At 55.5% G+C, this 17,835-nt stretch carries 17 protein-coding genes; 5 read left to right on the top strand and 12 right to left on the bottom strand.

Annotated elements, in window-relative coordinates; all coding sequences use genetic code 11:
• Window position 1: 1 nt before the first annotated feature.
• The 4 genes from ACMHLI_RS14785 to bioH all read right to left on the bottom strand — a co-directional run bounded on the left by ACMHLI_RS14785 (window position 2) and on the right by bioH (window position 4,122).
• Window positions 2–877 (bottom strand): triphosphoribosyl-dephospho-CoA synthase, encoded by an 876-nt coding sequence (locus ACMHLI_RS14785; protein WP_413530120.1) that lies wholly within the window; start codon window positions 875–877, stop codon window positions 2–4.
• Window positions 878–882: 5 nt separating this feature from the next.
• Window positions 883–2,544, bottom strand: a complete 1,662-nt coding sequence (gene mdcA, locus ACMHLI_RS14780) for a malonate decarboxylase subunit alpha (RefSeq protein ID WP_413530119.1) — start codon at window positions 2,542–2,544, stop codon at window positions 883–885.
• A 308-nt stretch (window positions 2,545–2,852) separates the two neighbouring features.
• Window positions 2,853–3,122 carry a YdgH/BhsA/McbA-like domain containing protein gene (locus ACMHLI_RS14775; RefSeq protein WP_413530118.1) on the bottom strand — a complete coding sequence of 90 codons (270 nt, stop codon included), beginning with the start codon at window positions 3,120–3,122 and terminating at the stop codon, window positions 2,853–2,855.
• Between the two features lie 229 nt (window positions 3,123–3,351).
• Window positions 3,352–4,122, bottom strand: a complete 771-nt coding sequence (bioH, locus tag ACMHLI_RS14770) for a pimeloyl-ACP methyl ester esterase BioH (RefSeq protein ID WP_413530117.1) — start codon at window positions 4,120–4,122, stop codon at window positions 3,352–3,354.
• Window positions 4,123–4,168: 46 nt separating this feature from the next.
• Between bioH and gntX the strand changes: the two genes are divergently transcribed.
• Together gntX and nfuA are read left to right on the top strand one after the other, a co-directional pair.
• Window positions 4,169–4,852: a DNA utilization protein GntX gene (gene gntX / locus ACMHLI_RS14765; protein WP_413530116.1), complete on the top strand. Its 684-nt coding sequence runs from the start codon at window positions 4,169–4,171 to the stop codon at window positions 4,850–4,852.
• A 103-nt stretch (window positions 4,853–4,955) separates the two neighbouring features.
• Entirely contained in the window at window positions 4,956–5,531 is a 576-nt protein-coding gene (gene nfuA, locus ACMHLI_RS14760) for a Fe-S biogenesis protein NfuA (RefSeq protein WP_112167529.1), read from the top strand.
• A gap of 137 nt (window positions 5,532–5,668) precedes the next feature.
• Here nfuA and malQ read toward each other — a convergent pair whose 3' ends face one another.
• The 8 genes from malQ to ulaA form a co-directional block, all read right to left on the bottom strand.
• Window positions 5,669–7,801 (bottom strand): 4-alpha-glucanotransferase, encoded by a 2,133-nt coding sequence (malQ, locus tag ACMHLI_RS14755; RefSeq protein WP_413530115.1) that lies wholly within the window; start codon window positions 7,799–7,801, stop codon window positions 5,669–5,671.
• 8 nt (window positions 7,802–7,809) lie between these two features.
• Window positions 7,810–10,224: a maltodextrin phosphorylase gene (gene malP / locus ACMHLI_RS14750; RefSeq protein ID WP_413530114.1), complete on the bottom strand. Its 2,415-nt coding sequence runs from the start codon at window positions 10,222–10,224 to the stop codon at window positions 7,810–7,812.
• A gap of 306 nt (window positions 10,225–10,530) precedes the next feature.
• Window positions 10,531–11,220 carry an L-ribulose-5-phosphate 4-epimerase gene (locus tag ACMHLI_RS14745; RefSeq protein ID WP_413530113.1) on the bottom strand — a complete coding sequence of 230 codons (690 nt, stop codon included), beginning with the start codon at window positions 11,218–11,220 and terminating at the stop codon, window positions 10,531–10,533.
• Window positions 11,217–12,077, bottom strand: coding sequence for an L-ribulose-5-phosphate 3-epimerase (locus tag ACMHLI_RS14740; RefSeq protein ID WP_413530112.1), 861 nt, complete (start codon window positions 12,075–12,077; stop codon window positions 11,217–11,219). Before ACMHLI_RS14740 ends, ACMHLI_RS14745 begins: the two co-directional genes overlap by 4 nt.
• A gap of 10 nt (window positions 12,078–12,087) precedes the next feature.
• Entirely contained in the window at window positions 12,088–12,744 is a 657-nt protein-coding gene (locus ACMHLI_RS14735; RefSeq protein ID WP_413530111.1) for a 3-keto-L-gulonate-6-phosphate decarboxylase UlaD, read from the bottom strand.
• 33 nt (window positions 12,745–12,777) lie between these two features.
• A complete protein-coding gene (gene ulaC / locus ACMHLI_RS14730) occupies window positions 12,778–13,248 on the bottom strand; it encodes a PTS ascorbate transporter subunit IIA (RefSeq protein WP_413530110.1) in 471 nt (156 codons plus the stop codon).
• Window positions 13,249–13,258: 10 nt separating this feature from the next.
• A complete protein-coding gene (ulaB, locus tag ACMHLI_RS14725; RefSeq protein WP_195814787.1) occupies window positions 13,259–13,567 on the bottom strand; it encodes a PTS ascorbate transporter subunit IIB in 309 nt (102 codons plus the stop codon).
• A gap of 14 nt (window positions 13,568–13,581) precedes the next feature.
• Complete coding sequence (ulaA, locus tag ACMHLI_RS14720) at window positions 13,582–14,985, bottom strand: PTS ascorbate transporter subunit IIC (RefSeq protein WP_413530109.1); 1,404 nt, start codon at window positions 14,983–14,985, stop codon at window positions 13,582–13,584.
• Between the two features lie 403 nt (window positions 14,986–15,388).
• On the opposite strand from ulaA, the gene ulaG reads away from it, so the two are divergent.
• The 3 genes from ulaG (at window position 15,389) to glpE (ending at window position 17,756) form a co-directional block, all read left to right on the top strand.
• The gene (ulaG, locus tag ACMHLI_RS14715) at window positions 15,389–16,453 is read left to right on the top strand and encodes an L-ascorbate 6-phosphate lactonase (protein WP_112167520.1); all 1,065 of its coding nucleotides are present in this window, start codon (window positions 15,389–15,391) and stop codon (window positions 16,451–16,453) included.
• Window positions 16,454–16,596: 143 nt separating this feature from the next.
• The gene (ulaR, locus tag ACMHLI_RS14710; protein WP_413530108.1) at window positions 16,597–17,352 is read left to right on the top strand and encodes an HTH-type transcriptional regulator UlaR; all 756 of its coding nucleotides are present in this window, start codon (window positions 16,597–16,599) and stop codon (window positions 17,350–17,352) included.
• Window positions 17,353–17,435: 83 nt separating this feature from the next.
• Window positions 17,436–17,756: a thiosulfate sulfurtransferase GlpE gene (gene glpE / locus ACMHLI_RS14705; RefSeq protein ID WP_413530107.1), complete on the top strand. Its 321-nt coding sequence runs from the start codon at window positions 17,436–17,438 to the stop codon at window positions 17,754–17,756.
• Window positions 17,757–17,835 lie beyond the last annotated feature (79 nt).

Here is a 17,835-nt window from a genome sequence, read left to right as displayed (position 1 = left end):
GTTAGTTAATTTGTATCGTGTGCGGCTGGCTGACGCTGTCAAGAAACAGGGTTGCGGCCAGTAAATCGGCGGCACCGCCGGGTGATGTGTTATCGGCCAGCATGCGGTGCTCGAGATGACGTAATAACTGTTTGCCCGCCATCGTTCTCATCCCGCCGGCAGCGAGCACCGCCTGCGCGCCCTGATGCATGGCGTTCAGCGCCGGTAATCCGCCGCGTGACAGTACGCAGGTATCGCAAAGCCGGGTCATGACCGCCAGTAAGGCATCGACCTGCGCTTCGCTTTCGCTGGCACCGAGTGAACGGCTGCGATGGAGCTGCGGCAGCGCGCAGTCGATAATGTGCGGGAATCCGCCCTGAGCCTCTTCGCGCGCGCCGGGCACCTGATAACGCTGCACCGCGTGCGAGCCTTTACTGAATTTTTTCGGGCTGAATGCGTCGGGCAGCGCAGCGATTTTTGCAGCGCGCCGAGCAATGTGTTGCGGCAGCAGGCTTTCAGGCTGCATGGCGACGGCGCTGACCAGCAACCCCATCGCCCAGATAGCGCCCCGGTGCGTGTTGACGCCGCCAGTTTCCGCCATCATCTGCGCCTCACCTGCACGGCCTAAACGTCCGATGTCCTGACGCAGGGCGATATCCGCCGGGCGCTGCCAGCTGTGTAACGCCAGCGCATAGAACGTCGGGGTCAGGCTGTGCGCTGAACGCACCATCAGATCCAGATTCAAATCCTGATGTGCACCAGAACTCCGGCTGTCCACCAGCCCCGGTTTCGGGCTAAGCCGCGCTTCGTCGATCAGCGCCTGCGTCGCCGTATCTGCCAGCCTTTCGGCCAGTTCTTCCGCTGTCAGCACAGCGCCAATCGTTAAAGTCTGCGGCATCGTCATTACCAGCTACGGAATTTTGCGGGCGGGTTATACAAGCCGCCGGACCAGTCAACCAGATCGCTCACGCTGCCAGCCGCCAGTAATGAACGGGTGGCGTCGGTGCGGCGAATGCCCATGTCTTCCGGGAAGACCACCAGTTCCTGACGGCGCAGGTCAGCAACGCGTTTAGCATCAACGCCCAGACCGATGTCAGTGATCCCGGCCACGGCGGCGACCATCGCACGGCGTTCTTCCAGAGAGCGGGCGCGATACAGATAGGCAATCCCTTCCTCGGTCAGCACATGGGTGACGTCGTCGCCGTAAATCATCACCGGTGCCAGCGGCATACCGGATTCTTTACCCACATCGACCGCTTCGAGTTTTTCCACGAACGTCGGTTTGCCACCGGCCTGGAAGGTTTCCACCATCTGCACCACCAGCTTTTTACCGCGCGCCATCGGGTCCGGCTCTTCGATCATATCCAGCCAGGCAGGCGTGGCGTGTCGGCGACCGTGCGGGTCATGTCCCATGTTTGGCGCACCGCCGAAACCGGCCAGACGTCCACGGGTCACGGTGGAGGAGTTCGCGAGGCCATCAACCTGCAAGGTAGAACCGATGAACATGTCCACCGCGTACTGACCGGCCATCTGGCAGAACGCGCGGTTAGAGCGCATCGAGCCGTCCGAACCGGTGAAGAACACGTCCGGACGGGCGCGGATATACTCTTCCATCCCCAGTTCGCCGCCGAAACAATGAACGGTATCTACCCAGCCACTTTCGATAGCAGGGATCAGCGTCGGGTGCGGGTTCAGTGTCCAGTGTTTACAGATTTTGCCGCGCAGGCCGAGCTGTTCGCCGTAGGTCGGCAGCAGCAGTTCGATAGCTGCGGTGTTAAAGCCAATGCCGTGGTTCAGCGACTGCACGTTGTGTTTGGCGTAGATGCCTTTGATGGCCATCATCGCCATCAGCACGTGAACCGGTTTAATCAGGCGCGGATCGCGGGTGAACAACGGTTCGATGAAGAACGGCTTATCAGCCACCACCACGAAATCAATCCAGTCGCCGGGAATATCGACGCGTGGCAGATCGCAATCGTCTTCGACCAGTTCGTTGACCTGCGCAATCACGATGCCGTTTTTAAAGGCGGCGGCTTCGACCAGCGCAGGGGTGTCTTCGGTGCTCGCGCCGGTGTAGAGATTGCCTTTGCGGTCCGCTTTGAAACCGGCGATCAGCGCAATGTTCGGCACCAGATCGACGTACAGGCGGGAATAGAGTTCGATGTAAGTATGAATAGCCCCGATTTCCATCTGACCGTCTTCCAGCAGCTGCGCGATACGCAGACTTTGCGGGCCGGAGAAGGCGAAATCGAGTTTGCGGGCAATGCCGCGTTCGAAGAGATCCAGATGTTCGGCGCGGCTGACGCTTGGCATGATCATATGTAAATCATGCAGCTTTTCAGGGTTCACTTTGGCCAGCGAGCGTGAAAGAAAATCAGCTTGTTTCTGGTTATTCCCTTCCATCACCACGCGGTCGCCGGAGGCAATCAACGCTTCAAGAATAGGAATGATTTTATCGGTGGGTAGCACTTTACCCTCGGCCACGGAACGGACACTGTCGATACGCCGTTGTTTTTCATTGCGGCGGGTGTCCCACACTTTCGTGGTCTGCGGATGTTGCGGCATGCCAAACCTCCCTGGGTTGAGCTTGCTGAAGCCTTCCCGACGTGACGAAACAGAAAGAACGGGGGAAGTTCAGGCAAGTGGCGGTTGCATCACATTGGACCTGTTTAGGTAACGGGTTAAGTGTAGGAATCTAAAGGGAACCCATCAATTAAGCGCTCTGATACTTCGTTACTCTAAGAGTAACGATTAAAATTAACGTCGATAAATCAGTAAAATGGAGAATTCAGAAAGGGAGGCGGCGCACAAAACGAGTGGAAATAAAAAGGGATGCGCAGCGGCATCCCTCAGTGTGGTTCAGAACCAAAGCCTTATTTGAAGACTTCAGCCGTTGCAGAGATTTTCTTTTTCTCTTGGGCTGCAATCACAACGTAGTATTTGCCGCCTTTTTCATCAGCCAGTTTGGACAGCTCATCTTTAGCATCCATTGGCGCGGTGTATTGATTGCTGGTCGTGACCACGCCCAGGCTGGTGTAGCCTTTCTCTTTGGCTTCTTCTTTGGTGATCATATCCGCCGCCATGGCGTTGATAGAAAATAACCCGGTCAGCATTGCAGCAATGATAATTTTATTGGTTTTCATGACATTACCTTTAAATAGAATGAATAGTTTTCAAAAAGCCGTCAGGATATGAACGTAAGGTATCGTTGCGCTGGCATGACCTTCATGGTTAAACGCCAGTAAACTCCCCAGAGACGCAAACAGACAGGCGTAACAACTTACGCTTGCCATTCACTCCGTCACATCGACTTAAGTATTGGTCACCTTTGGAAATTATCCAGAAATTTGAAAAAAATATTTACATTGCCTTTCATTTTGCAATCAGGAAGGACTCAACCATCGAACAGAAGGCGTCCGGATGCGAGATAAACGGCGCGTGTGAGGCCTTGGCCATGATTTCAGAGCGTGACTGCGGCCACAGATCATCCAGCAACGGCACCACTTTGCGTGGCACCAGACCGTCCAGCGCGCCATAAATTCGCAGCAACGGCACGGTCAGCGCAGTCATTGGCTGGCGCAGATCGACGCTGCGCAAGATGTCCAGGCCCCCGTTGAGCACCTCAACGCCCGGCATCGGCAAACCGAGCACGACGGATTTCAGCAGACGCGCATCCTGCCGCGCGCTGTCGCTGCCCAGCGTTTGCAGCGCCAGAAAACGCTCGACGGTGCGCTGGAAATCTTCACTCAGCTGATGCTGGAACCCGTGCAACACTTCGGGGCGGATACCCGGCCAGTCGTCCTGTGCAGCGAAACAGGGTGAGGAGGCGACAGTAATAAGTTTTTCCACCCGCTGCGGTGCTGTCAGCGCAATCTGACTGGCGACCAGCCCGCCCAGCGACCAGCCCAGCCATGAGGCTTTTTCGGGCGCGGCGGCCAGCACGGTTTCCGCCATCTCTTCGAGCGTCATCGCGCCAAATCCTTCGCTGCGGCCATAGCCCGGCAGGTCGATCAGATGCAGACGAAAATGCGGCGCAAGTCGCCCGGCGGTGTAACGCCACACTTGCGCATTCAGCCCCCATCCGTGAAGCAGCACAAGATGGCGATCTCCTTCGCCGATTGTCTCCCGGTAAAGCGTGTTCATAGCGTATTGTCCGTGTCTGTCTGAATGGCAAAAGGAATCCGCCACTATGCTAACAATTGCCAGCCGCTGTTGGCTATGCCAGTGTCCGCTGCATCTTGCAGTTCAGGGGATTTGCAGTTTGTGCCTGAAAAATCTGCCCGCCATACCTCCCTGCTGCCCGCGCTGCGGATTGCCAAGTGCCGCAACACATCTCGAGTGTGGCCGCTGCTTGCAAAAACCACCGCCGTGGGATGCCATGACCTTCGCCTTCCCTTACGAAATGCCGGTCAGCGGACTGGTGCTGCGCCTGAAATTCTCGAAACAGCCGGAGCTGGATACTGCGCTCGCCCGCCTGCTGCTCCTGCGCTGGCAGGCGCGCTGGCGCGAAAGGTCATTGCCACGGCCGGACGTTATCTTGAGCGTTCCGCTACACCAGAAGCGCTATTTCTCACGCGGCTATAATCAAAGTGAACTGCTCGCCCGCCCGCTTGCGCGATGGTTGCATTGCGATTTTCGGCCTTATGCCATCCGCCGCGACCGGCGCACACCGCCGCAGCAAAGCCTGACCGAGCGGGAAAGAAAGTGGAATTTGCGTAAGGCATTCACCTGTCATGAAAATCTGCACAATCAGCATGTAATGCTGGTGGACGACGTGGTCACCACTGGCAGCACCGTGCGGGAAATCAGTAAAATCCTGCGTAAACAGGGAGTTGCTTCGCTGCAAATTGGCTGTATTTGCCGGACACTGTAAGGTTGAGCACGTGCTGCTAACACTGCGGCAACACGAGGGATGACGGGTAAATGCAAAGGGCGTATTATAACCAACTGGAATAGTCAACTATTGAGCTAATGTTATGATCCTTGTTACCGATGCTGCCCAAGAGCACTTTGCCAAACTGCTGGCAAACCAGGAAGAAGGCACCCAAATCCGCGTATTCGTGATCAACCCGGGCACGCCAACCGCAGAGTGCGGTGTCTCCTATTGCCCACCCGACGCGGTTGAAGCGACGGATACCGAACTGAAGTTCGAGAAGCTGTCTGCTTTCGTCGATGAACTCAGCGCGCCTTATCTGCAAGACGCGGTGATCGATTTCGTGACCGATCAGCTAGGTTCCCAGCTGACGCTGAAAGCGCCAAACGCGAAAATGCGCAAAGTGTCTGACGATGCGCCGCTGATGGAACGTGTTGAATATCAGCTGCAATCGCAGATTAACCCGCAGTTAGCCAGCCACGGCGGCCGTGTTTCCCTGATGGAAATCACCGACGACGGCATTGCTATCCTGCAATTCGGCGGCGGCTGTAACGGCTGTTCAATGATTGATGTCACCCTGAAAGACGGCATCGAGAAAGAACTGCTGCAAAACTTCCCAGAGCTGAAAGGCGTTCGCGATCTGACCGAACACCAGCGCGGCGAACACTCATTCTACTGATCAACCGTTGATCGGCCAGAATGCAAAAAGCACCCGGTGAATTGGGTGCTTTTTTTATGCCTTGAATACGGGTATCTCCATGAATACCCCAACCCTCCCCTTCGCAGGGAAGGGAGTTGCCCGAATCCGTCCTTGATTTAGCTCCTGCTCCTGCGAAGGGGGAGATTGGGAGGGGGTTTAGCAGACGACTCAGAAGCCGCCCTTCTTAGCCGGTTTACATCCGCCAGCAACGTAGTGACGTGTTCGTCGGCAAACATATCTTCAAGCGAATGCGTCAGCTTGCGCCGCCAGTTGGGGTACTCCGTATTGGTGCCGGGGACGTTGACCGGCGTGGACATTTCCAGCCAGTCTTCCGGTTGCAGGCCGAGCAACGCGCTGGCGCTGCCTGCCAGATAATATTGCAAAGCCCGGTTTAGCTCAGGCGACATCGGCATATTTTCAGCATGGCGCGAAGTTCCTTCCGGTACGCAGTGTTGCAGATGCAGCGCGTTAAGCAGCCCCTGCTTGCTGTGTTCCCGTTCGCCACGCAGCTTCTCCAGCACCTGCGGATCCGGATACACACCCAGCGACTCACCGAGCGTTAAATCCCCGCCCTCCCAGTATCCGCGCAGCGTCGGTAAATCATGCGTGGTGACCGTGGCCATTGCCTGCACCACATAATCCTGCGGCGGGCGATAGGTGAAGGTTTTGTCATGCTCGAAATACAGCACTTTGTAGGAATAGACGCCGCTGTCGCGCAGGCTGGCAACAATCTCTTTCGGCACAGTGCCAAGATCTTCGCCAATCACCATGCACTGATGCCGCTGGCTTTCCAGCGCCAGCACGCCGAGCAAATCTTCCAACGGATAACGCACATACGCACCGTTGCCCGCCTCCTGATCGGCCGGTATCCACCACAACCGCAGCAGCCCCATCACGTGATCGATACGCAGCGCGCCACACTCCGCCATATTCGCGCGCAGCAAATCAATAAACGGCTGATAGGCACGGGCTTTCATTTCATGCGGATCGATGGGCGGCAGCCCCCAGTTTTGCCCCTGCGGCCCGAGGATATCCGGCGGTGCGCCGATGGTAGCGTTCAGGCAATACAGCGCCGGATCCGACCAGGTTTCTGCCCCGCCTTCTGCGACGCCGACCGCTAAGTCACGGTACAACCCGACAGGCATTTCCAGCTCAACGCTGCGCTGATAACACGCCGAAAACTGCGTGTGTGCCAGCCACTGTTGCCACATGAAGAATTCAATTTCACTGGCGTAACGTTCGCTGAATTCCGCCACGTCTGCGCCTTTCGCATTACGATACGCATCGGGCCAGACCGGCCAGCCCCACTGGCCTAAATCCAGATCCCGCAGGTGAGTATGCAGGGCGTCGAACAGCGCCTGCTGGCGTAAACTTTCGCCGCCGGTTTGCACAAAATGCCGGAAGTCACGCTTACGCGGGCTGGCTTCCGCCAGCTCATCAAACAGTGGCCACGCCAGTTTCAGCGCGGCGGATTTGAGCTTCATCACCAGCGGATAATCGACGTATTCTGTGCTGCGCGCCTGTAACAGGGCGTCGTGCGTATCGATGGAGTGCCACCAGCTTTGCGCCTCCGGGCTTTCGGCAAATTCCTTCACGGCGTTTACGTCGATATACGTCAGATTCAGCCAGCGGCGGGACGACGGGCTGTACGGGCTGGCGCTCAGCGGATTCGCCGGATAGAGCGCATGAATAGGATTAAGCCCGACAAACGCGCCGCCGCGCTGCCCGACTTCTTCGACCATTTTTTTCAGATCGCCGAAATCGCCGACGCCCCAGTTATTCTCTGAACGCAGCGTGTAGAGCTGGATAGTCGCGCCCCACAGTTTTTTGCCTTTGCACAATGCCTGCGGTTCGAAACAGCGCGGGGGCACCACAATAATCCGGCACGGCCAGACCTGACCGTTTTGCGATAACGTCAGCTGATGATAGCCCGCAGGCAGACCTGCGCTGAGATTCAGCACGTTGCCGCCCTGAATCTCACCCTGCGTCTGGTCACCGTTCTCAGGCATCAGCTGCCACGCAAATTCACCGCTGCCTTCCGGCGTCAGCAGCACGTTTTTGCCTTCAGTAACCACTTTCACCGGCGGAATCGGTGTAACGTCTTCCACGTCCTGCGGGTCACGCCCCATCGCTGCCAGCAGGGCGATACGGGTGTCATCGGAAACCGTTTCAACCTCATCGGCCATATTGATAAAACTGTCTATAATCCCCGCCCGGCGAGCGGCTTCAACGAGTTGCTTATCCTCCATGCCTGCTCCTAACGTTTGGCCTGCCAGATGCGCTGCTGGTAATCGCGGATGGAACGGTCGGCGCTGAACATCCCAACGCGTGCGGTGTTGAGCAGCGCGCGGCGCGTCCATTCATCGGCGTTGCGGTAAAGTGCATCCACCTGTTTTTGCGCTTGGCAATATTCAGCGAAATCGGCCAGCACCAGATACGGATCGCCGCCGTCGAGCAGGCTGTTAAGCATCAGATCGAAGGCTTTCTTATCGCCATTGGCGTAAAAACCGCTGGCCAGCTCGTCGAGAATCGCTTTCAGGTGTTTATCTTTTTTCACCACCGCTTTCGGCTTGTAGCCTTTTTTCAGCTGCGCCTTCACTTCATCCACCGTCAGGCCAAAGATGAAGATATTGTCCTCACCGACCTGCTCCGCAATTTCGACGTTCGCGCCATCCAGCGTGCCGACGGTCAGCGCCCCGTTGAGCGCCAGCTTCATATTGCCGGTGCCGGAGGCTTCTTTCCCCGCCGTAGAGATCTGCTCAGAAACGTCAGCCGCCGGGATCATCAGTTCTGCGACCGACACGCAATAATCCGGAATAAACACCACCTTGAGACGATCCGCGACGATCGGATCGTTGTTGATCTTCTCCGCGACCTGGTTGATCGCATAGATAATATTTTTGGCGAGGTAATAACCGGGCGCGGCTTTAGCACCGAACAGGAAAACGCGCGGCACGATGTCGAGTTTCGGGTTATCGCGGATCTGGCGGTACAGCGAAAGGATATGCAACAGGTTGAGATGCTGACGTTTGTACTCGTGCAGACGTTTGATCTGCACATCGAAAATTGCCTCCGGATTGAGCCGGATGCCCATGCGATGCCAGACGTATTCCGCCAGCCGCACTTTGTTGTCGTGCTTGATTTTGCGGTACTGTTTGCAGAATTTTTTATCTTTAACGCCGCTTTCCAGCTCTTTTAGCAGATCTAAATTCGTGACCCAAGTGTCGGTTTTCAGACGGTCGTCAATCAGTGCTGACAGCTCAGGATTACACTGTTTCAGCCAGCGGCGCGGCGTGATGCCGTTGGTGACGTTGTGGAATTTCTCCGGCCACAGCTGGTGGTATTCCGGGAAGAGATCTTTGACCACCAGATCCGAATGCAGCGCCGCGACGCCGTTCACCGCAAAACCGGCGACCACGCACAAATTCGCCATGCGCACCTGTTTGTCGTGGTGCACCGCCAGTTTCGCCCAGACAGCCTCATCGCCCGGCCACTCTTTACTGACCAGTTTCTTAAAGTTGGTGTTGATTTGCTTAATGATCTGGAAATGGCGTGGCAGCAGGCTGCGCACCAGACTTTCGTCCCAGGTTTCCAGCGCTTCAGGCATTAAGGTGTGGTTAGTGTAAGCAAAGGTGCGGCTGGTGATGTGCCACGCGTCATTCCAGTTCATCTGATGTTCGTCGATCAGCACACGCAACATTTCAGGGATGGCGATGGTCGGATGGGTATCGTTAAGCTGAATAACTTCGTAGTCCGGCAGCTCGCTGATTTTACGCCCCAGGAAATGATGCCGCCGTAAAATATCTGCCACCGAGCAGGCGCACTGGAAATATTGCTGCATCAGGCGCAGGCGTTTACCTGCCTGATGATTGTCATTGGGATAAAGCACTTTGGTGAGTTTAGCGGCGTCTATGCCCTGTTGTTCCGCTTTCAGAAACTCACCGTCGTTAAACTTATCGAGATCAAAAGGATGCGGATGGGTGGCTTCCCACAGCCGCAGCGGCTGAGTAACGCCGTTGCGATAGCCCATCACCGGCAGATCCCAGGCTTCGCCGCGCAGGGTAAATTCCGGTTCCCAGCGTGCAACGCCCTGCTCATTTTTGACGATTTTCCCGCCGATACCGACGCTCACCGCCAGCGAGCTGTTGTGGCGAAACCACGGGTAATCGTTGCGGTGCCAGTCGTCCGGCGACTCTTTTTGCTTACCATCGACAAACCGCTGGCGGAACAAACCGTACTGATAATTCAGGCCATAACCGATGCCCGGTTGCCCGACTGACGCCATCGCATCCAGATAACAGGCTGCCAGCCGCCCCAGCCCGCCGTTACCGAGTGCCGGATCGATTTCTTCTTCCAGCAGGTCGGTCAGATTGATATCGAACTGTTCCAGCACGCTGGCGATTTTCTCATACCAGCCGAGATTGATCAGGTTGTTGCCGGTCAGTCTTCCGACCAGAAATTCCATCGAAATGTAGTTAACGTGGCGGGTGACTTTTTTGCTTTTGCTGGTGACGGTATCGCTTTGCGGCGGCAGCTGTTCTGCAACGGCGGCGCTGACCGCATGCCACCACTGGTGCCGGGTCATGTCCTTCGCGCTGGTGAGTCCGAACGCTTGCCACTGGCGGGTTAACGCCGCCAAAAAAACATCCTGCTTGAGCGTGATCTTCGACATAGGGCAGTCTCTTTTCTGTCAGAGGGGACGGAATATTTCCGTGAGAAAAAGCCTGATTGCGGTAAAAAGTGTGATCCCAATACACTTATGTATAAACCCAATGTCGAAAAAATGCTCACAAGAGGTCAGAGGAAAAATGCATGAAATCATGTCGAAGGAAGATTTTTAGATTTTTATCGCCAGCCAATACCCCCTCTCAACCTCCCCCTTCGCATGGGGAGAAGCCAATAGCAAAACCTGAAGACGGCTTAATCGGCTCCCTCCGCTGCGAAGGGAGTTGGGATATTAATGGCAATTCAGTGTTCGCTACTTTTGCCCGTAATACGCATCCGGCCCATGTTTTCTGCTGAAATGCTTATGCAGCAGATAATCGTCCATCGGCGGTTGCGCGCGTTGCAGGGTGCCGGTGATCCACGCCATTTTCGCGACTTCTTCCAGTACCACGGCATTGTGTACCGCCTGCTCCGGCGTGGTTCCCCAGCAGAACGGGCCGTGCTGGGCGACCAGAATGCCCGGCATATGCAGCGGATTGATCCCTTCCAGCGTTTCGACGATCACCCTGCCGGTTTCCAGCTCGTACTGCCCGGCGACTTCTTCGCGCGTTAATGGACGCGTACAGGGGATCGCACCGGAAAAATAATCTGCATGCGTGGTGCCGAGCGCCGGAATGGCGACGCCCGCCTGCGCCCATGAGGTTGCGTGGGTGGAATGCGTATGCACGATGCCGCCGAGTTCAGGGAAGCGGGCGTACAGTTCGAGATGCGTGGCGGTGTCGGAAGAAGGTGTGTAATGCCCTTCAACGACGTCTCCTTGCAGGTTCAGCACCACCATGTCGTCTGCCTGCATTTTTGCGTATTCCACGCCGCTCGGCTTAATCACCACCAGGCCGCGCTGGCGATCTATGCCGCTGACGTTGCCCCAGGTGAAGGTCACCAGACCGTATGCCGGCAGCGCCATATTGGCCTCAAACACCCGCTGCTTCAGGGACTCCGTCATGCCATTTCCTCCATGTTCAGCCCGGCTTTCTGCATTTTATCCACCACCCAGGCGCGCGCGTTGCGCACTTCCTGCATCGGATCGGCGGCGGTTTCGCTCCACATTTCGATCAGGTACGGCCCGCGATAGCCGCTTTTTTGCAGCGTTTCGAAACAGCGCTCGAATTCCACTACGCCGCTGCCGAACGGCACGTTTTTAAATACGCCCGGCTGCGTATCTTTTATATGCACGGCGACGATGTGCCCCGCGCCGCTTGCCAGCTCCATCTGCACGTCGTTATCCCACGCCGACAAATTGCCGATATCCGGATAAAGCTGGAACCAAGGATTGTTCAGGTAATGGGTGTAGCCGAGCGCCTTGCTGATCGAATTCATCAGCGGGTAATCCATAATTTCCATCGCCAGGGTCACCTGCGCGCGGCTGGCCATTTCCACCGATTCCTGCAAACCATCGCGAAAACGTTCGCGGGTGTGATCGTTGGCCTGCTGGTACCAGACATCGTAGCCGGCAAGCTGGATCACGCGGATACCCAAATCCTGCGCCAGCACGATGGCTTTACGCATTATTTCCAGCCCCTGATTACGGGTTTCATCGTCCTCCGAGCCGAGCGGAAAACGGCGATGTGCGCTCAGGCACATCGACGGAATGCGGATACCGGTGCGCGAAATCGCATCGACCACCAGCAGACGCTGCTCTCGTGACCAGTCAAGCCGCGCCAGCCGGTGATCGGTTTCATCCACCGACATTTCAACGAAATCGAAACCCAGCTCTTTCGCCAGCGTCAGGCGCATCAGCCAGTCTTCGCCCGCAGGCAGGGCTTTTTCATAGATACCGAGTGGAACGGCTTTATGCATCATGCGAGATTCCTTAGCCCCAGAGCTGACTGATGGATTTTTTAAACTGACGCGCCGCCTCGACCGGATCTTTGGCATCGCGGATGCTGCGACCGGCAATAAAGACGTGGATCGGAATGCCTTTAAACAGCGGCAAATCTTCCAGCGCCAGCCCGCCGGTAACGGTCACTTTAAAGCCCATATCGGCAAGACGTTTGATGGCGGTAATATCGGCTTCGCTCCACGCCACGCCTGCTGCCTGTGCGTCCCGGCTGCGGTGATACACCACTTGCCCGATGCCCGCGTCGCGCCATTCCTGCGCCTGTTCCCACGTCCAGTAGCCGGTCAGTTCGATTTGCACGTCACCGTTAAACTCTTTCGCCACGTCCAGCGCACCTTTGGTGGTGTTGATGTCGGCGCAACAAATCACCGTCACCCAGTCGGCATTGGCTTCAAAACACATCCGCGAGAGGATTTTTCCGGCATCGGCGATTTTGGCATCGGCCAGCACGATTTTTTCCGGGTACAACGCTTTTAAATCACGCACCGCACGCACGCCTTCGGCGACGCACAAAATGGTGCCGACTTCGATGATGTCCACTTCGTGGGCAATCAGACGCGTGGTTTTGTAGGCGTCGTCCATCGACTGGTTATCCAGTGCAACCTGCAACATCGGTAATGAATGAGACATAGTGAATTCCTTCTCTGAGAGCAAAAATGTGAATTAGTGCGCCGCGGCGGCGGACGTCTGGTCGATCAAATCAAGGACCTGCTGCGCTGTAGTACAGGCTCGCAGGCGATCGAAATTGGCTTCATCGTCAAACAGGTTCACCACCTGCATGATGCCGACTTCCTGATGAGCGTTGGCATCCACGGCGGCCAGCGTGATGAGAATATCCACCGGATCGTTATCTTCGTGGTTGAACACCAGCGGCTTTTTCAGCGTCACCAGCGCGAAACCGGTTTTGAGCACGCCCTCTTCCGGACGGCCATGCGGCATCGCCAGGCCGGGCGCTATCACAAAGTACGGGCCGAAACGTTTGACGCCGTCCAGAATTGCCTGGTAGTAACGCGGCTCCACCACGTCAGCTTTCACCAGCATATCGACGCCAATTTTTACCGCTTCCTGCCAGGTTTCTGCTTCCACGTTCAGGCAGATCGAATCGTTCTGAGCCAGCGAATCTCGCAGTTTCATCTTTTGCCCCCTACTTTTTTAGCGACGTGGGGAAGTGTGCATTAATCACTTCCATCACTTTCGGGCCGAAGTCTGCCGCGGACAGCATGTTGCGCACACCAACCACGTATTTGTTGCCGCTGACCGTGATTTCATCCGCGACGTGCGTGGAGGCGACAATAATGTCCGCGCCGCCCAGTTCTGATTTGTACTCGCCCACCGCGCAGCTGTTCATGGTGTGATCCACACCTTCCTGCGTCAGGAACTGGCCGATTTTCATCTTCATGATCATCGAACTGCCTTGCCCGCAACCGCATACCGCCAGAATTCGTACTGTCATGGGAACCTCGTTGATTAGTGAGAAGTAGATTGATTAAGCGCTTGTTTTTCAGCGTCTTCTTCGGCGCGCAACGTGCGGCCCGCGAAGAACATGTACATCAGTGCAATCACCGCAATGACGCCCATAAAGGCCATGCCGAGGCTGAAGAAGCCCTGCATCATTGGCGGTGCGAGAATCGACCAGTCGGCCATCCCCATCCAGGCGCTGAGGCCGGTGAGTTTGATAGCCCAGACGCAGCCAAAGATTTCGACCATCCCCATCACCAGACAGATTTTCAGCGCAGCGCGCCAGCCGCCGAAATGGTTGGCAAACACGCCGATGGTGGCATTGGAGAAGAACATCGGGATAAAGCCGGGGATGATCATGATGGAAGAACCGAGGCCGAACAGGATGGCCACGGCAATCAGCTGGCCGATGGTGCCCCACATAAAGCCCCAGACCACGGCGTTTGGCGCGAAGCTGTAAATCGCTGCGCAGTCGATCGCCAGAACGGCACCGGGAATTAAGCGTTGTGAGATGCCGTTAAAGGCTTCGGTCAGTTCGGCGACAAACATGCGCACACCCTGAATGATGATGAAAATCGCCACGGCAAACATCAGACCGGTTTGCAGGATGTAGATGGTCCAGTGGGTTTTACCGGCCATTTGTTGCAGCGTATCCAGGCCAAACGAACACAAAATGATGCCGAAAAACACGGTCATCACGATGGCGGTGGAAACGATATTGTCGTGGAAAATGTTCAGCCAGCCCGGCAGTTTCAGGTCTTCGACGCTGTCTTCTTTCTTGCCGAGATACGGTGCGATTTTATAGGCGATCCAGGAGGCAAACTGCTGCTGGTGGCCGATGGAAAAACCGCTGTTTTCGGTTACGGACTGCGTCGGTTTGTACATCATGTTGGACGTAATCCCCCAGTACAGTGACACCAGAATCGCCGTGCACCAGATGGTGGTCCACATCGGGTAGCCCATGATGAAGAAGAAGACCGCAATCAGCCCGGCCTGCTGGAACATGATGTGGCCGGTGAGCATGATGGTGCGAATGCCGGTAATACGGCGGAAAACGACCATCAGGATGTTCAGGCCGAGGGCAATCAGCACCGCGTAACCGACCCAGCTGTAGGCATCGCCCATGCGTTCGACCGTCGCCATCATGGAGGCGTAGGTGTCAGAGATCGCGCCGTTGATGCCGTAAACCTCCGACAGCTTGGCCACCACCGGTTTAAACGTGCCGGTCAGAATGCCGGATCCGGCCTGCAATAACATAAAGCCGATAATGGTTTTGATGGTGCCTTTGATAACTACCGTCGCGCTCTTTCTGAGCAGGATGTAACCGAGCATGGTCACAATACCCAGCAGCAGCGGCGCGTTGGTCATTACCTGATTAAAAAATACGGTAAAGAGGGTGTAGAGGAATTCCATAAGACTCTCCGTCTGACCTGGTTTGATCTTTTACGCTGAATATCGCATTAAAAGTGAGGGACAGATGCACCCTAATGCTCACATCGAATCAGGTAAAGATTCACAATGATTATTTGTGAGCAGTCTCGCAAGTTATCGTCATGTCAGAAATATTCACCCGAACAGATTTACTCCTCTTTTTATTTATATTTCAGCTTATTAAATGAAAATTGTTTCTATAAAAACGTTCTTCCCGCTCAATATCCTTTGAGGATGCGTTGTCATCTCCATCAGTAAATCTTCATTCAAAGTCATTGTCATGACGATATTTCGGTGATAGTTTTCGCATAAACCAATCACATATAATCACATAATGATTTGTTGTGACATTTTATTCACACTGTTATGACGATGAGGGAACACTATGAGCAAAGTAGAAACGATCAGCCGCGAATCCTGGATCCTGAGCACTTTCCCGGAATGGGGCACCTGGTTAAACGAAGAAATTGAGCAGGAAAAGGTCGCGCCGGGCACCTTTGCCATGTGGTGGCTGGGCTGTACCGGGATCTGGCTGAAGTCTGAAGGCGGCGCAAATATTTGCGTCGATTTGTGGTGCGGCGTCGGCAAGCAAAATCACAGCAGCCCGCTGATGAAAACCGGCCACCAGATGCAACGCATGGCCGGTGTGAAGAAGCTGCAACCCAACCTGCGCACCACGCCGTTCGTGCTTGATCCCTTTGCGATCCGCGAGATCGACGCGGTGTTATCCACGCACGATCACAACGATCACATTGACGTTAACGTCGCCGCCGCCGTCATGCAAAACTGCGCCTCCGACGTGCCGTTCATCGGCCCGCAAACCTGCGTGGATCTGTGGATGAGCTGGGGCGTGCCGGCTGAGCGCTGCATTGTGATGACGCCGGGGAAAGTCGTGCGTATCAAAGATGTGGAAATTCATGCGCTGGATTCTTTCGACCGCACGGTGCTTATCACCCTGCCCGCCGACCAGAAAGCCGCAGGTGTGCTGCCGGACATGATGGATCAGCGGGCGGTGAACTACCTGTTCAAAACGCCGGGCGGAAACCTGTATCACAGCGGCGATTCGCACTATTCCAACTATTACGCCAAACACGGTAATGAATATCAGATTGACGTGGCACTCGGCTCCTACGGCGAAAATCCTCGCGGCGTGACCGACAAAATGACCAGCGTCGATATGCTGCGCATGGCGGAATCGCTGAACACCAAAGTGGTGATCCCTTTCCATCACGATATCTGGTCGAATTTCCAGGCTGATCCGCAGGAAATCCGCGTGCTGTGGGAGATGAAAAAAGACCGCCTGAAATACGGCTTCAAGCCGTTTATCTGGCAGGTCGGCGGCAAATTCACCTACCCGAATGACAAAGACAATTTCGAGTACCACTATCCGCGTGGATTCGAGGATTGCTTCACGACAGACACCGATCTGCCGTTTAAATCCTTCCTTTAAACTCATTATTTAAAGGTACAGAGCACGCATCGCGGGGAATTGACTCCCCGCGTATTTCATCAGTAAATGATGATTGAATGCATCAAATGCTCGTTTATAATCACGCGGTAATCATTCTGATTCGATTTACTCGCGGAGCCACCATGACTGAGCCACAACGCCACAATGCCATCCTCGATCTTTTGCAGCGTCAGGGCCAGATTTCTGTCGCTGATGTGATTGATCACTTTGATATTTCTCCGGCGACAGCGCGTCGTGACATCACCAAACTCAATGAATTAGGCAAATTACGCAAAGTGCGTAACGGTGCCGAAGCCGTCAATCAGCCGCGTCAGAACTGGACACCGCTGAACATCCACCAGACCCACAATCTGAATGAAAAAATGCGTATCGCCAAAGCGGCGGCCGAACTGTGCCAGCCGGGCGAAAGCGTGGTGATTAACTGCGGCTCGACGGCGTTTCTGCTCGGGCGTGAAATGTGCGGGAAAGACATTCAGGTGATCACCAACTATCTGCCGCTGGCCAATTATCTGATTGAGCAGGAGCACGACAGCGTGGTGATCATGGGCGGACAGTACAATAAAAGTCAGTCCATTACCCTCGCCCCGCAGGACGGCGACGCCAGCCTGTATGCCGGCCACTGGATGTTCACCAGCGGCGCGGGGCTGACACCCGATGGCCTGTATAAAACCGATATGCTGACGGCGATGGCCGAGCAGAAGATGCTGAATTACGTCGGGAATCTGGCGATCCTGGTGGACAGCAGCAAGGTCGGGCAGCGTGCGGGCATGTTGTTCAGCCGCACCGAACAGATCGACGTGCTGATCACCGGCAAAGAGGCCAACGCGGAAATCATTGAGCAGCTGCGTCAGAAAGGCGTGAAAGTCGTGCTGGTTTAAGGGTACCCGCGCAGTTTGTCTGGTCTTGATTGGTGAATAATTAGGTAGAATGCCGGGATAACTGACGAATGAGGCCCGGCCAAATGGAACAATTTGAAGCAATCAGCGTGGAACAAGCGCATACCCGTCTGACATCAGGCGAAGCGGTGATGGTCGATATCCGCGATCCGCAGACGTTCGGTGCCGGTCATGCCCCCGGCGCATTCCACCTGAGCAACGACAGCATGCGTGCCTTTATGGATCAGGCCGATGCTAAAAAGCCGGTGCTGGTGATGTGCTACCACGGCATCAGCAGTCGCGGCGCAGCGCAGTTTCTGATCGGTCAGGGTTTCGAATCGGTCTACAGCGTGGACGGCGGTTTTGAAGCCTGGGCTAAAACCTTCCCTCAGGATATCGAAGCCTGATTTCCCGTTGTTTTTACCGGCGCAGACGCACTTCCTTTATAACCAGCCCGATCGGTCTGCGCCGAAAATGTTCTTAAGC

The organism is Rahnella inusitata, from assembly GCF_965118895.1.
In the GTDB taxonomy this organism is placed as follows: Bacteria; Pseudomonadota; Gammaproteobacteria; order Enterobacterales; family Enterobacteriaceae; genus Rahnella; species Rahnella inusitata_A.
The sequence above is the reverse complement of the archived record's forward strand: the minus strand, read 5'-3'. Positions and strand labels throughout refer to the sequence as shown.

Excerpts from the sequence above, each read along its gene's own strand:
- ACMHLI_RS14785 (WP_413530120.1), bottom strand. The coding sequence starts at position 877 with ATGCCGCAGACTTTAACGATTGGCGCTGTGCTGACAGCGGAAGAACTG.
- mdcA (WP_413530119.1), bottom strand. The coding sequence starts at position 2,544 with ATGCCGCAACATCCGCAGACCACGAAAGTGTGGGACACCCGCCGCAAT.
- ACMHLI_RS14775 (WP_413530118.1), bottom strand. The coding sequence starts at position 3,122 with ATGAAAACCAATAAAATTATCATTGCTGCAATGCTGACCGGGTTATTT.
- bioH (WP_413530117.1), bottom strand. The coding sequence starts at position 4,122 with ATGAACACGCTTTACCGGGAGACAATCGGCGAAGGAGATCGCCATCTT.
- gntX (WP_413530116.1), top strand. The coding sequence starts at position 4,169 with ATGCTAACAATTGCCAGCCGCTGTTGGCTATGCCAGTGTCCGCTGCAT.
- nfuA (WP_112167529.1), top strand. The coding sequence starts at position 4,956 with ATGATCCTTGTTACCGATGCTGCCCAAGAGCACTTTGCCAAACTGCTG.
- malQ (WP_413530115.1), bottom strand. The coding sequence starts at position 7,801 with ATGGAGGATAAGCAACTCGTTGAAGCCGCTCGCCGGGCGGGGATTATA.
- malP (WP_413530114.1), bottom strand. The coding sequence starts at position 10,224 with ATGTCGAAGATCACGCTCAAGCAGGATGTTTTTTTGGCGGCGTTAACC.
- ACMHLI_RS14745 (WP_413530113.1), bottom strand. The coding sequence starts at position 11,220 with ATGACGGAGTCCCTGAAGCAGCGGGTGTTTGAGGCCAATATGGCGCTG.
- ACMHLI_RS14740 (WP_413530112.1), bottom strand. The coding sequence starts at position 12,077 with ATGATGCATAAAGCCGTTCCACTCGGTATCTATGAAAAAGCCCTGCCT.
- ACMHLI_RS14735 (WP_413530111.1), bottom strand. The coding sequence starts at position 12,744 with ATGTCTCATTCATTACCGATGTTGCAGGTTGCACTGGATAACCAGTCG.
- ulaC (WP_413530110.1), bottom strand. The coding sequence starts at position 13,248 with ATGAAACTGCGAGATTCGCTGGCTCAGAACGATTCGATCTGCCTGAAC.
- ulaB (WP_195814787.1), bottom strand. The coding sequence starts at position 13,567 with ATGACAGTACGAATTCTGGCGGTATGCGGTTGCGGGCAAGGCAGTTCG.
- ulaA (WP_413530109.1), bottom strand. The coding sequence starts at position 14,985 with ATGGAATTCCTCTACACCCTCTTTACCGTATTTTTTAATCAGGTAATG.
- ulaG (WP_112167520.1), top strand. The coding sequence starts at position 15,389 with ATGAGCAAAGTAGAAACGATCAGCCGCGAATCCTGGATCCTGAGCACT.
- ulaR (WP_413530108.1), top strand. The coding sequence starts at position 16,597 with ATGACTGAGCCACAACGCCACAATGCCATCCTCGATCTTTTGCAGCGT.
- glpE (WP_413530107.1), top strand. The coding sequence starts at position 17,436 with ATGGAACAATTTGAAGCAATCAGCGTGGAACAAGCGCATACCCGTCTG.